At 69.8% G+C, this 12,488-nt stretch carries 13 protein-coding genes; 4 read left to right on the top strand and 9 right to left on the bottom strand.

The genetic code is table 11. The annotated features are described in order from the left end of the window. Positions 1-58 precede the first annotated feature (58 nt). The 3 genes from QSK30_RS05420 to QSK30_RS05410 all read left to right on the top strand — a co-directional run bounded on the left by QSK30_RS05420 (position 59) and on the right by QSK30_RS05410 (position 2,793). Complete coding sequence (locus QSK30_RS05420; protein ID WP_285500058.1) at positions 59-1,252, top strand: ATP-binding protein; 1,194 nt, start codon at positions 59-61, stop codon at positions 1,250-1,252. A gap of 287 nt (positions 1,253-1,539) precedes the next feature. Continuing rightward, the gene (locus QSK30_RS05415) at positions 1,540-1,683 is read left to right on the top strand and encodes a hypothetical protein (protein WP_285500057.1); all 144 of its coding nucleotides are present in this window, start codon (positions 1,540-1,542) and stop codon (positions 1,681-1,683) included. Between the two features lie 219 nt (positions 1,684-1,902). Continuing rightward, a complete protein-coding gene (locus QSK30_RS05410) occupies positions 1,903-2,793 on the top strand; it encodes an ROK family protein (RefSeq protein WP_285500056.1) in 891 nt (296 codons plus the stop codon). Here QSK30_RS05410 and QSK30_RS05405 read toward each other — a convergent pair. Further along, entirely contained in the window at positions 2,783-3,355 is a 573-nt protein-coding gene (locus QSK30_RS05405) for a peroxidase-related enzyme (protein WP_285500055.1), read from the bottom strand. The genes QSK30_RS05410 and QSK30_RS05405 overlap by 11 nt on opposite strands. Before the next feature lie 411 nt (positions 3,356-3,766). Here QSK30_RS05405 and QSK30_RS05400 point away from each other — a divergent pair, with 411 nt between their 5' ends. Next, complete coding sequence (locus tag QSK30_RS05400; protein WP_285500054.1) at positions 3,767-4,099, top strand: hypothetical protein; 333 nt, start codon at positions 3,767-3,769, stop codon at positions 4,097-4,099. 107 nt (positions 4,100-4,206) lie between these two features. Here QSK30_RS05400 and mctP read toward each other — a convergent pair whose 3' ends face one another. The 8 genes from mctP to QSK30_RS05360 all read right to left on the bottom strand — a co-directional run bounded on the left by mctP (position 4,207) and on the right by QSK30_RS05360 (position 12,362). Further along, entirely contained in the window at positions 4,207-5,841 is a 1,635-nt protein-coding gene (gene mctP, locus QSK30_RS05395) for a monocarboxylate uptake permease MctP (protein WP_285500052.1), read from the bottom strand. Then, a complete protein-coding gene (locus QSK30_RS05390; protein WP_285500406.1) occupies positions 5,838-6,107 on the bottom strand; it encodes a DUF3311 domain-containing protein in 270 nt (89 codons plus the stop codon). Before QSK30_RS05390 ends, mctP begins: the two co-directional genes overlap by 4 nt. 294 nt (positions 6,108-6,401) lie before the next feature. Continuing rightward, complete coding sequence (locus QSK30_RS05385; RefSeq protein WP_285500051.1) at positions 6,402-6,623, bottom strand: hypothetical protein; 222 nt, start codon at positions 6,621-6,623, stop codon at positions 6,402-6,404. 118 nt (positions 6,624-6,741) lie between these two features. Further along, positions 6,742-8,565 (bottom strand): phosphoenolpyruvate carboxykinase (GTP), encoded by a 1,824-nt coding sequence (locus QSK30_RS05380; RefSeq protein ID WP_285500050.1) that lies wholly within the window; start codon positions 8,563-8,565, stop codon positions 6,742-6,744. A gap of 384 nt (positions 8,566-8,949) precedes the next feature. Next, entirely contained in the window at positions 8,950-9,690 is a 741-nt protein-coding gene (locus QSK30_RS05375; RefSeq protein WP_285500049.1) for a hypothetical protein, read from the bottom strand. A 91-nt stretch (positions 9,691-9,781) separates the two neighbouring features. Next, positions 9,782-11,617, bottom strand: coding sequence for a dynamin family protein (locus QSK30_RS05370; RefSeq protein WP_285500048.1), 1,836 nt, complete (start codon positions 11,615-11,617; stop codon positions 9,782-9,784). Beyond that, positions 11,614-12,108: a nucleotide exchange factor GrpE gene (grpE, locus tag QSK30_RS05365; RefSeq protein WP_285500047.1), complete on the bottom strand. Its 495-nt coding sequence runs from the start codon at positions 12,106-12,108 to the stop codon at positions 11,614-11,616. The genes QSK30_RS05370 and grpE overlap by 4 nt, the downstream gene beginning before the upstream one ends. Before the next feature lie 62 nt (positions 12,109-12,170). Further along, positions 12,171-12,362, bottom strand: a complete 192-nt coding sequence (locus QSK30_RS05360) for a hypothetical protein (RefSeq protein WP_285500046.1) — start codon at positions 12,360-12,362, stop codon at positions 12,171-12,173. Between the last annotated feature and the right edge of the window lie 126 nt (positions 12,363-12,488).

The raw sequence follows: 12,488 nt of genomic DNA, 5'->3' as shown, positions 1-12,488 counted from the left end.
CGGCAACACGCTCGGGCAAATATCGGCCGCTCGCTAGACAGCCCGATACAGTCCGATGATGGATCCGGTGCGCAATCCGTTCGCCCCTGGCGCTGGGCAGCGGCCGCCGGAACTCGCGGGGCGGGAGAAGGAGCTCAAGGCCTTCGAAGTGGTCTTGGAGCGGGTCGCGCGGGGGAGGCCCGAGCGCAGTCTTGTGCTCACCGGACTAAGAGGTGTCGGCAAGACCGTCCTACTCGGTGAGTTGCGTTCGATGGCCGTTCGCCGGGGCTGGGGTGCCGGGAAGATCGAGGCACGGCCTGACGCCGATCTGCGCAGGCCGTTGTCGGCCGCACTGCACCGGGCCATCCGAGATCTCGCCGTGCGGCACCGCGCGCCGGAACGGGTCGAAGAGGTTCTCGGTGTGCTGAAAGCGTTTGCGCTGCGCGCGGCGCCGGAGAACGCCAAGTTGCGGGACCGCTGGCAGCCGGGGATCGACGTGCCCGCCGCCCTGGGGCGGGCCGACTCCGGGGACATCGAGATCGACCTGGTCGAGCTGTTCACCGAGGTCGCCGAGCTGGCCCAGGACGTCGGCACCGGGGTGGCGATCCTGATCGACGAGATGCAGGACATCGGCGCCGAGGACATCTCCGCGCTGTGCGCCGCCTGCCACGAGCTGTCGCAGTCGGGCGCGCCGCTGGTGGTCGTCGGGGCCGGGCTGCCGCACCTGCCCGCGCTGCTCTCGGCCAGCAAGTCCTACTCCGAGCGGCTGTTCCGCTACGTCCGGATCGATCGGCTCGACCGGGAGGACGCCGACCAGGCCGTGCTCGTGCCGGTCGACCGGGAGCAGGCCGGGATCACCCCGGCCGCGCTCGACGCGCTGTTCGAGCGCTCCGGCGGCTACCCGTACTTCATCCAGGCGTTCGGCAAGGCCGCCTGGGACGCCGCACCGGACGACCCGATCACCGCCGAGGACGTCGCGGTGGCGGCGCCCGAGGCGGAGGCGGAGCTGGCGGTGGGGTTCTTCGGGTCGCGCTACGAGCGGGCCACGCCCGCCGAGCGGGAGTACCTGCGGGCGATGGCCGAGCTGACCGAGGGCCGGGACGAGGGTTCCGGCACCTCCGACATCGCGGTCTTCCTGGGGCGCAAGCCGTCCTCGCTCTCCCCGGCGCGGGACAGCCTGATCAAGAAGGGCCTGGTCTACTCCGCCGAGCGCGGCCGGATCGCCTTCACCGTGCCGCACTTCGGCCGGTACCTGCTCGGCATGGCGGAGTAGCGCGCCCTCGATGGCGCCGTATCCACTTCTCTAGCTTCATTGCTAGATAGCCCTATGCATCCCGATCGCCAGTCGCGCGGACCTCGGCGCACGTTACGCACGTGTCCGCCAGATCACCCGACTAACCGGACAGGACCCGGTTAACTTCAGTTAACAACCGATGATTCATCGGTGTGTGCGCCAGTTCACCGGACAAACACGTGCATCGAGCGGCTTCGAGGTGCATACTTGAGGCATGCCGCCCAGCCAGGACGGCAGGAAGACCTCTCAAAGGGGATGCAGGAGCAATGAACGTCGCCGCGAAGATCCGCGCCCGCCGCGCCGAGGCCCGCACTCGCAAGGCGGTGAACCGCGCCATCGACCAGGCCGCCACGCCGTCGATGCGCCACGAGCTGATCACCCTCGCCCAGACCCAGAACGTCTGGCGCTGACCAAGAGCCGGAACCGAGATGTGATGCAGGGCACATCTCGGTTCTGTGTAACACGACCGGGGCTGAGCACGATGTTCCGGTTGACCCCGTAGTGCTGGCGGACCCCCGACCTGGCAGCACTACGGGGTTTCTTCATGCCCAGGTGGTTTATCAAGCCCGGGAGCCTTCGGTTCCCGGGCTTCCGCGTCTCCGGCCCCGGCCGCCGCGCATACTGCACCGGTGTTCCTGGGTATCGACATCGGCGGGACGAAGATCGCCGTCGGCGCGGTGGACCGCGACGGCGGGCTCCAGTGGCGGCGGCAGGTCCCGACCCCGCCCGGCGACGCCGAGGACGTGTTCACCGCCGTCCGCGACGTGCTCACCGACCTCCCCGCCGACGTCGCGGGTGTCGGCATCGGCTGCGCGGGCCCGGTCGACCCGGTCGCGGGCACCGTCGCGCCGCTGAACATCCCCGGCTGGCGCGACTTCCCGCTGCGCGACCGAGTCGCCGAACTCGTGCCGCGGGTCCGCGTCGAGCTGGCGGGCGACGGCCTGTGCATGGCGTTGGGCGAGTCCTGGGTCGGCGCGGGCCGGGACACCCCGTCCATGGTCGGACTGGTCGTGTCGACGGGTGTCGGCGGCGGCCTGGTCATCGACGACCAGCCGCACGGCGGGCGCACCGGGAACGCCGGACACCTCGGGCACATCGTGGTCGAGGACGACGGCGAGCTGTGCAGCTGCGGCGGCAAGGGCTGCGTCGAGACCGTGGCGAGCGGGCCGAACCTGGTCCGCTGGGCGCGGACCGCCGGCTGGCGGGCGCCCGACCACGCCGACGCCGCCCACCTCACCGCGGCCGCGCGGCACGGCGACGAGATCGCCCGCGCCGCGTTCGACCGCGGCGGCCGGGCCGTGGCGAAGGCGATCATCGCGACCGCGGTCGTGGTCGACCTGGACCTCGCCGTGGTCGGCGGTGGCGTGGCCAAAGCGGGCGACCTGCTCTTCGCCCCGATCCGGGCCGCGATCGTCGAGCACGCCAGGTTGCCGTACCTGCACCACCTGCGGGTCGTGCCCGCCGAGCTGGGCGCCGACGCGGGCGTGGTCGGCGCCGCCCGGCTGGTCGCTACGCCCTAGGCACCCGGCCCATCAGGAAGAACTCGTCGTTGGGGCGCAACGACATCAGGTGCGCGAGCCGGTTGGACATGGCGAAGAACGCGGTGATCGCGCCGATGTCCCAGATCTCCGCCCTGGTCAGGCCCGCGTCCTCGGCCACCGCCACGTCGTGCTCGCCGAAGCCCGCCGAGTCGACCGCGAGCGAGAGCGCGAGGTCGACGATGGCCCGCTGCCGGTCGGTCAGCTCGGCCGCCCACGGGTTCGACGCCACGTGGTCGGCGATGTGCTGGTCCTTGGTGCGGATCCGCAGGATCGCGCCGTGCGCCACCACGCAGTAGGTGCAGTGGTTGGCGCCCGAGGTCGCGACGACCACGAGCTCGCGCTCGGCCTTGCTGAGTCCGTCGTCGGAGTCCATGAGCGCGTCGTGGTAGTCCATGAACGCGCGCAGCTCGTCCGGGCGGTGGCCCAGGGCCAGGAAGATGTTGGGCACGAACCCGGACCTCTCGGCGATGGCGCCGATCCGGGTTCCCAGGTCCTCGGGCAGGGCGGTCAGGTCGACGACGCCGAAGCGGCTCACAGTCATCGCCCGAAACTAGCCGCTGGGCGTCGGTGAAGTGCCCGCGGCGCACGACGAACGGACCGCGGGCCGGTACCACGCACGGGTTCTACCGCTGCTCTGAACGAATGAAACGGGCTGCGGACCGGGGCGCTATCTGCAAGTTGCGGCCAGAATGCCGGTAGTGGGTGCGGTTGGGCCGACGGAACCGTTACTACTCCACCCGTTCAGTTCTTCAGCCGATCGATGGCGGTACCTCTAGGCCATCTGCCGTAGCGCTGGGTCATAGCATCACCCGATAGGTGAGGGGAGTCACAAGGATGCCGCTTACCGACGAACACGCTCCGCTCATCGTCTACTACGGAGTAGTCATCTGATCGTCGCCGCATCAGGGGGAAACTGGTCGGTAACCGCAGTACCACGAAGGAGCTCGACGCTGTGACCGTGACAGGAACGGAGTCCGTTCGGACGGACGACCGCCGCACCCTGCGCCTCACCTTCGAAGAATCGGACCTGACCCCGCCACGGCCGCACGCGCCCGCGTCGCCCGTCGTGGCCGACCGGCCGCCGCCGCGCCGCACCACGCACGAGCGCCTGCTGGTCATCGCCGAACGGCTGCTCGGTGGCTGGGCGCCCACACTGCACCTGGCCCTGCTCCTGGTCGCCGCCATGATCGCCGGGCTGGTGGTGATCGGGCTGCTGGCCGGTGCGGTGCCCGCGCTGATCAGCGCCGCCGTGCTGGTCGCGACCACCCTCGTCCGCAGACGCTGACCCGCTGATCTCCAACCCGCTGATCTCCCAGAACGCATCAGTTCCGACAGGAGAGCGGTGTGCGGGCGGCAAAGCCCGCACACCGCTCTCTCATCGACGGCACCGCGCTAGTGCGCGGCGATGGCCCGCAGCTTCTTGTCGTCCTCGTCGACGTGGTAGTCCGCCGGGTTGGTCTGGTCGGTGCCGTTGAACACCCGGAACCGGCGCGCGAGCGCGGTCACCACCACCGCGACGACCAGGTTCGCCACCAGGGCCACGAACCCGACGTAGATCTGCACGGTCGAGCCGCCGAACGGGTGCCAGCCGAACACGTTCAGCTCGCCCAGCTTCAGCGCGGAGGCGCCGAAGTGCGCGCGTTTCCCGTCCGCGCTGGGGATGTTGAACAGGATCAGCATCCCCCAGCCCATCCCGACGACCCAGCCGCTGATCAGCCCCCAGATGTGGAACCACCGGGTGTAGAGCGCGATCGCCACCGCGGGCAGCGTCTGCAGGATCATCACCCCGCCGATCAGCTGCAGGTCGATGGAGAACTGCGGATCGATGAACAGCACGAACGCGACCGCGCCGAACTTCACCACCAGCGAGGCCAGCTTCGCCTGCCGGGCCTCCTCCTTCGGGGTGGCCCGCTGGTGGATGAACTCCTTGTAGACGTTGCGGGTCCACAGGTTCGCCGCCGCGATCGACATGATCGCCGCGGGCACCAGCGCGCCGATGCCGATGGCGGCGAAGGCGATCCCGGCGAACCAGGACGGGAACTGCTGCTCGAACAGGTTCGGGATGATCGTGTTGGTGTCCGGGTTGCCGGTGGCCCGGTTGGTGATCGGCGCGGTCCCGGCCGCGATGGCCACGAAACCCAGCAGCGCCAACAGACCCAGCAGCAGCGAGTACGCGGGCAGCGCCGTCATGTTCCGCTTGATCACCTTGCGGCCGCGGGAGGCGAGCACGCCGGTGAGCGAGTGCGGGTAGAGGAACAGCGCGAGCGCGGACCCGAGCGCGAGGGTGGCGTACTGCAGCTGGTTGTTGGCGTTGAGCAGGATCCCGTCGCCCGGCGCCGGGGTGGCGGCGAACTTCGCCTCGGCCGCGCCGAAGATCGACGACCAGCCGCCGAGCTTGATCGGCAGGTAGACCACCGCGACGATGATCACCACGTAGACCAGGATGTCCTTGACGAAGGCGATCAGCGCGGGCGCGCGCAGCCCGGACTGGTAGGTGTAGACCGCCAGGATCACGAACGCGATCAGCAGCGGCAGGTGCCCCACGACGCCGGAACCGTTGAGCCCCAACGTGCGCAGCACCGCCTCCAGCCCGACCAGCTGCAGCGCGATGTAGGGCATCGTCGCCACGATGCCGGTGATCGCCACCAGCAGCGCCAGGGCCCGGGAGCCGTAGCGGCCGCGCACGAAGTCGGCCGGGGTGACGTAGCCGTGCGAGCGCGAGACCGACCAGATGCGCAGCAGCGGCATGAACGCCAGCGGGTAGAGGATCACCGTGTACGGCAGCGCGAAGAAGCCCGCCGCGCCCGCGCTGAACATCAGCGCGGGCACCGCGACGAAGGTGTAGGCCGTGTAGACGTCACCGCCGATCAGGAACCAGGTGATCCACGAGCCGAACTTGCGCCCGCCCAGGCCCCACTCGTCGAGGTGGTCGAGCGTGCTGCCCGCCTGCCAGCGCGCGGCCACGAAACCCAGCACGGTCACCACGCCGAACAGCAGCGTGAAGACGATCAACTCGGTCCACTTCACGGCCGCGCCCCCTCGTCGAGGGTGTCCACGCCGCGGTCGGGCCCGGGCGGCGGGGGTGTCGGCCGGTCCCTGGTCATCGCGAACACGACCGACGTGGCGCCGACCCCGATCACCACCCCGGCGAGCTGGAACCAGTAGTAGAACGGCATCCCGAACAGCGCGGGACCGGTGCGGTTGAAGATCGGTGTGATCAACAGGACCAGGGGGACCAGCAGCAGCAGGTTCCACCAGCTCCAGCGGATGCCTGTCCTCGGGGGTGGCGCCATCACGACCTCGCTCCGGTAGCGGGAGTGTTGCCGCGACACCCTAGAACGAGATGGCCGTCACGTCACTGGTTGACCGGACGTGATCGCGATCGGTCAGTCACCGACCCCATTCGGCCCATCGTTTCCACAGGCTGTGCACAACCTTGTCCCCAGGCTGTGGACAACTCTGGTGCAGTTGGGACACCTGGGGCTAGCGGCACGAATGATCTCCCGACAAGCGCCCAGCCCAGGGCGCGCGCACCCATGATCCACAGCGGTCGGCGGCGCTACCCACAGAACGATCCACAGGCGAACTCAGCCAGCCGGGGGACCGGCCACCCGGGCGACGAGCTGGTCACCGACGATGAGCAGGCAGCGCAGGCACCGGGCGCCCGCGTGGCCGCGGGTGACCTTGGCGTAGGGCACGGTGTGGGTGCAGGCGGCCTCGACGAAGCTGGCCAGCTCGTCGGCGGGGAAGGCGTGCACGCGCTCGTCGTACCCCGAGCGCTCCCAGCGCCATGTGCGGTCTGCGCGCACCGGACCTCCCGTTTGTCTCCGCGCCCGCGCTCACTGTCGCAGACGGGAGGCCGGTCCGGGGAGAAATACACCGGAGGCCACCGTGCGCGTGCACGGTGGCCTCCGGGGGTCTGGCGGGCTAGCCCAGGCGCTGCTTGAGCGCCTCGAACTCGTCGCGCAGCGGGGTCGGCAGCTTGTCGCCGATCTTGTCGAACCACTCCTCGATGAGCGGCAGCTCCGCGCGCCACTCCTCGGCGTCGACCTCGAGCGCGGCCTCGATGTCGGCGCGGGCGCCGTCCAGGCCGGACAGGTCGAGCTCGTCGGCGGTGGGCACCCAGCCGATCGGGGTCTCGCGGGCGGTGGCCTTGCCCTCGATGCGCTCGATCGCCCACTTCAGGATCCGGCTGTTCTCGCCGAACCCGGGCCACAGGAAGCGCTTGTCGTCGCCACGGCGGAACCAGTTGACGTAGAAGATCTTCGGCAGCTTGGTGGCGTCGGCGCGCTTGCCGGTCTCGATCCAGTGGTTGAAGTAGTCACCGGCGTTGTAGCCGATGAACGGCAGCATCGCCATCGGGTCGCGGCGCACGACGCCGGTCTTGCCGACCGCGGCCGCGGTGGTCTCGCTGGAGAGCGTGGCACCCATGAAGGTGCCGTGCTGCCAGTCGCGCGACTCGGTGATCAGCGGGATGGTGGTCGCCCGCCGCCCGCCGAAGAAGATCGCCGAGATCGGCACGCCCTTCGGGTCGTCCCACTCCGGCGCCTTGGTGTCGCACTGGTCGATCGGCGTGCAGTAGCGCGAGTTCGGGTGCGCGGCCTTCTCGTCGGACTCCGGGGTCCAGTCGGCCTTCTTCCACGAGGTGAGGTGCGCGGGCGGCTCGCCGATGCCCTCCCACCAGATGTCGCCGTCGTCGGTCAGCGCGACGTTGGTGAACAGCGAGTTGCCCTTGGCGATGGTGCGCATCGCGTTCGGGTTGGTGTGGAAGTCGGTGCCCGGGGCGACGCCGAAGAAGCCGTTCTCCGGGTTGACCGCGTACAGGCGGCCGTCCTCGCCGAAGCGCATCCAGGCGATGTCGTCGCCGATGGTCTCGACCCGCCAGCCCGGGATGGTCGGCTCCAGCATCGCCAGGTTGGTCTTGCCGCAGGCGCTGGGGAACGCGGCCGCGACGAAGTAGACCTTGTCCTCGGGGGAGGTCAGCTTGAGGATCAGCATGTGCTCGGCCAGCCAGCCCTCGTCGCGGCCGATCACCGAGGCGATCCGCAGCGAGTAGCACTTCTTGCCCAGCAGCGCGTTGCCGCCGTAGCCGGAGCCGTAGCTCCAGATCAGCCGCTCCTCCGGGAAGTGCACGATGTACTTGGTGTCACTGCACGGCCACGCGACGTCGGCCTGACCCGGCTCCAGCGGCGCGCCGATCGAGTGCAGCGCGGGCACGAAGTCGCGCTCCTTGCCCTCGGCGTCGAAGAACTTCTCCAGCGCCTTGGTGCCCATCCGGGTCATGATCTTCATCGAGACCACGACGTACTCGGAGTCGGTGATCTCCACGCCCAGCATCGGGCTGTCCGCCTCGAGCGGGCCCATGCAGAACGGGATCACGTACATGGTGCGGCCGCGCATCGAGCCCCGGTACAGCTCGGTCATCAGCCCCTTCATCTCGGCCGGGTCCATCCAGTTGTTGGTGGGACCCGCGTCGGCCTCGTCGACCGAGCAGATGAAGGTGCGCTCCTCGACGCGGGCGACGTCGTTGGGGTCCGACGCCGCGTAGAACGAGTTCGGCTTCTTGTCCAGACGCGTGAAGGTGCCCGCGTCCACCAGCTTGTCGGTGAGCCGGGTCCATTCCTCCTCGGACCCGTCGACCCAGACGACCTGCTCGGGAGCGGTCAGCTCGGCCACCTCCCGCACCCACGCCAGGAGCCGTTTGTGCGTAGTCGGTGCCTGGTCAACGCCAGGGATTGTCACTGCCGTCATCTCGCCTCGTCTCCTGACTGAACGCCGAAATGCCAGTCAGGACACCACTGCCCTGACCGGGACGGCGGCGTCCTAACCGAATGGCTGAGCACCCGCCCGGGTGGAGCGGGTACGTGCCGTGAAGGGAATGTGTTGAGGTTAGCGAAGTGACCGGCAGGTAACCGATACCTTGCCTGTCGGTTCTCTCACAAGAACGATAAGGGGATCGATTCAGTACCCGGATGCGAGGGTCATGATCGGCCACCAAGGTGTCCGGTTACCGAACGGTCGTGACCCACAGTGAATCTGCCCACGTCAGCGGGCCGGAACGAGAAAGATCCCGGTGCGCCAGTGGCGCGCCGGGATCTTTTCCTATCTCACTCACCGTGCGGTGATCAACACAAATCAGCTGGTCCAGGCCGAGTCCGAGCCGGAGGCGGGGGCCGCGGCGGTGCTGTCGGAGGAGTACGAGCCGTCGGCACCGATGTGACCGGTCTCGACGGTGGTCCACTCGTCCTCACCGGTGTGCTGGGCCACGGTCACGTCGCCGTCGGCCTCGATCACGATGGCCTCGTCGGCCTCGCCGTCGCCGTCGGAGTCGGTGAACGCGTAGGTGTTGCCCTGCTGGTCGGTGGTGACCGCGGTGTCGTTCTTGCCGTCGCCGTCCGCGTCGTACTCCGCGGCGCCCGCCGCCACGTCGCCGTCCTTGGTGTCGACGGTGATGTCGTCACCGCCGCCGGAGGTGTGCGTGGTCGTGTGGGTGTTGCTGTCGTCGTCGTTCGAGGGGGCGGTGTGACCGGTTCCGTGGCCGTCGTCGGCGCCGTCGCCGGACGGGTTGTGCACCGAGCCCGCCTCGGCCTCGGTCCACTCGCCGGAGGCCTCGCTGTACTCGGCGGCCGCGGTGACGTTGCCGTCCTGGTCGAGCTCGACCATGGTGTCGGCGGTGCCGTCGCCGTCGGTGTCGGTGAAGGCCATGTAGCCCTCTTCGGTCTGGACCACGGCGGTGTCGTTGTGGCCGTCCTGGTCGTAGTCGTAGTTCTCCTGGACCTCGTAGCCCTCGCCGCCGACCTCGACGGTCAACTCGTCGTGGCCCGCGTCGTCCGCGGTGGTGTCGGTGGTGTCAGCGCCGGTCTCGTCCACGTACACGGGTGCCCCCTAACTCATCCCTCTCGGGATTTCTCTGGCTTGTTGGCGGTATGACTGACGCTTCGCCGGACCGGTTCCCGGTGTTACGCCGTTAGTTCTTGTCGCGAACGGACCGGATCCCGGCGAGCAGCCGCTCGGCCCGGTCGCGCCCGGAAACCACGTCGGCGAGCCGCTTGTTCACCACGGTCACCCGCTTCTGCCGCTCGCTCACGTCCAGCCGCAGGGCCTTGTCCACCTCGCGCAGCTGCTCCTCGATCCCGCTGATCCGCTTGCCCAGCGCCTCGTCGAGGGCCAGCGAGAGCTGCGACTCGGCGTCGATCAGCTGCTCGGAGACCAGCTGGTCCAAAGTGGAGCGCGAGTCGGCGATCGACTCGTTGAGCCAGGTCTTCATGTGCTGTTTGTCCGCGGTGTGCTTGCGGGTGCGGGCGATCCACCAGCCGGCGCCCAGGCCGATGATGATCGTGGGCACCAGCAGGATCGGCGCGGCGATCGCGCCCGCGAGCGGGAGCACGGCCATCTTGCCCGCGCCGAAGCCGCCGGAGACGCCCATGAACACCAGCAGCTTGTCCTCGGCGGTCGGCAGCCGCTTCTCCGCGGTCCGCAAGACCACCTGGGACTGTCCGGACCGGGCGAACTGGCCGCGGATGACCTCCAGCTCCTCGGCGCTGAACAGTTCACTGAGGACGGAGTCGGCCACCTGGTTGAGCCGGACGCTCACCGCCTCGCTGATCCGGCCGCTGACCATCTGCATGGCCGCGTCGACCTGGCCGGGCAGCTCCTTGAGCTTGTCCCGGTCGGAGGTGTCGATGGCCTGGCGGAACCAGGACTGCAGGTCGCGCATCTGGCGGCTGACCTCGTGCGCGTTCTCCAGCCGGGCCCGCTGGATCTCGCTGCGCAGCTTCACCTGCCAGCCGCGGGTGGACGAGCGGCGCTCGGCGGCCAGCTCGTCCTTGCGCGCGCGCAGCGCCTCGGCCTCGGCCTCGCCGGTGGTCAGCGCGCGGCGCTCGTTGTCCAGGGTCACCTTCAGCTCACCGAGCGCGGAGGACAGCGCACGCAGGGTGTTCGCCTCACCGAGCATCGCCGAGCGGCCGACCAGCAGCGACTGCAGCGCCTGGGAGAGCTCGGCGATCCCGGAGCGCTCCTTGAGCATCTCGACGGCCTCGGGGTTGGGCGCCTTGCCCGCCATCTCGTACATCCGCGAGGACACCGGGTGGAAGACCGCGTCCTTGAACCGGGGCGCGTGCTCGGCGAGGAGCTGCTGGTTGGCCTCCTGCACCTGCCGCCAGCCGCGGTAGGCGTCCACCTTGGACAGCGCGAAGACCACGGTCTCCACCCGCTCGCCGACCCCGGCCAGGAAGCTCAGCTCGCCGGTGGTGAACGGCGCGGACGCGTCGACCACGAACAGCAGCGCGGTGGCCGAGGCGGCGGCCTCGACGGCCAGCTCGCCGTGCACCGAGTCCAGCCCGCCGACCCCGGGGGTGTCGACGACGACCAGCTTCTCCAGCATCGGCACCGGCCCGTCGACCTCGACGTAGCGCGGCGGCAGCTCGCCGTCGGGCAGCTCGTGCGCCGCGGACACCCAGTTGACCAGCTTGGCCAGGTCGACCGGCACCGGCGCCAGCTGCCCGGGGTAGCAGGCCCGCGCCTCCCACTCCTCGGCGTGCCCGAACACGAGGTAGGTCGCGGTGGCCACGTCAGCGTCCACAGGGGACAGCCCGGGGCTGTCGATCAGGGCGTTGACCAACGAGCTCTTGCCCCGGTTGGTCTCCCCGACCACGACGACGCTCGGCTTCTTCTTGCGCCGCGCGCGGATCTCCTCGACCCACTGCGCCGACTCGGGCGCGGACTCCTTGAGCAGGGTCAGCAGCGACTCGCGGGCCTGGGCGACCTGCTTGGGCAGCGACAGCGGCTGCTTCGGCTGGGTCATGCGGTGGTCGCCTTGCCGGTGTAGACGGTGACGATCGGCGGCCGCAGCAGCTGGCCGCGGTCGCTGAACCCGACCACCTCGGTCTCCGCGACGGTGCCGTCGAGCAGGTCGTCCTCGGTGCCCACGGTGCCCCCGGCCTCGTGGTGGGCAGGGTCGAACCGCTCCCCGTCGGGCCGCAGCGCGGTGACCCCCACGGCGGCCAACCCCTCCTCGATCCGCTCGGCGACACCGGAGCTGCGGGCCCGGTCGTGGGCGTAGAGGCACAGCGCCACCAGCGACCGCCGCTCGTCCACGGCCTGGTCGTAGAGCTCGGGCGCGATGCTCACCAACGCGGGCTCGACCCGGAAATCGTCCACCAACTCGTCCTCTGCTGTCTGCTCGGGCGGCCGGGCCTGCTCCGCGCTGTCGACGTCGGCGATCACCTGCGCCCGCACCTCGATGGTGGAGTCCTCGACCCCGTCCTTGCGCTTGCCCTTGAACCAGGAAGCCATCTCGTCCCACCCAGCCTGTCCGCGCCAGTTGCCGCCGAATCGTATAGCGCGGACACGCTCGGTCAGACCCGTTCGGGTGTCCTTCCCCGGCGGAGCAGGAGAGCGGACAGGCTGGGTGGGACGAGGACGGTGACGGGAACAAGACCGAGCACGGCCACCAACCCGGCCACGGCGAACGCGGTGCTGATGATCAAGGCTATCGCCCGCCGGGTGCAGGCCCCGTCGTCGACCACGTGCCGCAGGAGAGCGGTCACCGCCGTGTCCCAAGCCATCCGGCCAAGCCGCGCGCTTGGCGCAGTGCGACGACCCTCGACAGCAGGCGCAGCGTGTAGACCACTCGGGCAAGCTCGCCCGGCCGGCTCGCCGCGGAACTCCTCCAG

The organism is Actinokineospora sp. NBRC 105648 (genome assembly GCF_030269645.1).
Classification (GTDB): domain Bacteria; phylum Actinomycetota; class Actinomycetes; order Mycobacteriales; family Pseudonocardiaceae; genus Actinokineospora.
The sequence above is the reverse complement of the archived record's forward strand: the minus strand, read 5'-3'. Positions and strand labels throughout refer to the sequence as shown.

Coding starts and splice junctions, on each gene's coding strand:
- QSK30_RS05415 (WP_285500057.1), top strand. CDS start 1,540: ATGAACGTCGCCGCGAAGATCCGCGCCCGCCGCGCCGAGGCCCGCACT.
- QSK30_RS05370 (WP_285500048.1), bottom strand. CDS start 11,617: ATGACCCAGCCGAAGCAGCCGCTGTCGCTGCCCAAGCAGGTCGCCCAG.
- QSK30_RS05380 (WP_285500050.1), bottom strand. CDS start 8,565: ATGACGGCAGTGACAATCCCTGGCGTTGACCAGGCACCGACTACGCAC.
- QSK30_RS05420 (WP_285500058.1), top strand. CDS start 59: ATGGATCCGGTGCGCAATCCGTTCGCCCCTGGCGCTGGGCAGCGGCCG.
- QSK30_RS05405 (WP_285500055.1), bottom strand. CDS start 3,355: ATGACTGTGAGCCGCTTCGGCGTCGTCGACCTGACCGCCCTGCCCGAG.
- QSK30_RS05390 (WP_285500406.1), bottom strand. CDS start 6,107: ATGGCGCCACCCCCGAGGACAGGCATCCGCTGGAGCTGGTGGAACCTG.
- grpE (WP_285500047.1), bottom strand. CDS start 12,108: ATGGCTTCCTGGTTCAAGGGCAAGCGCAAGGACGGGGTCGAGGACTCC.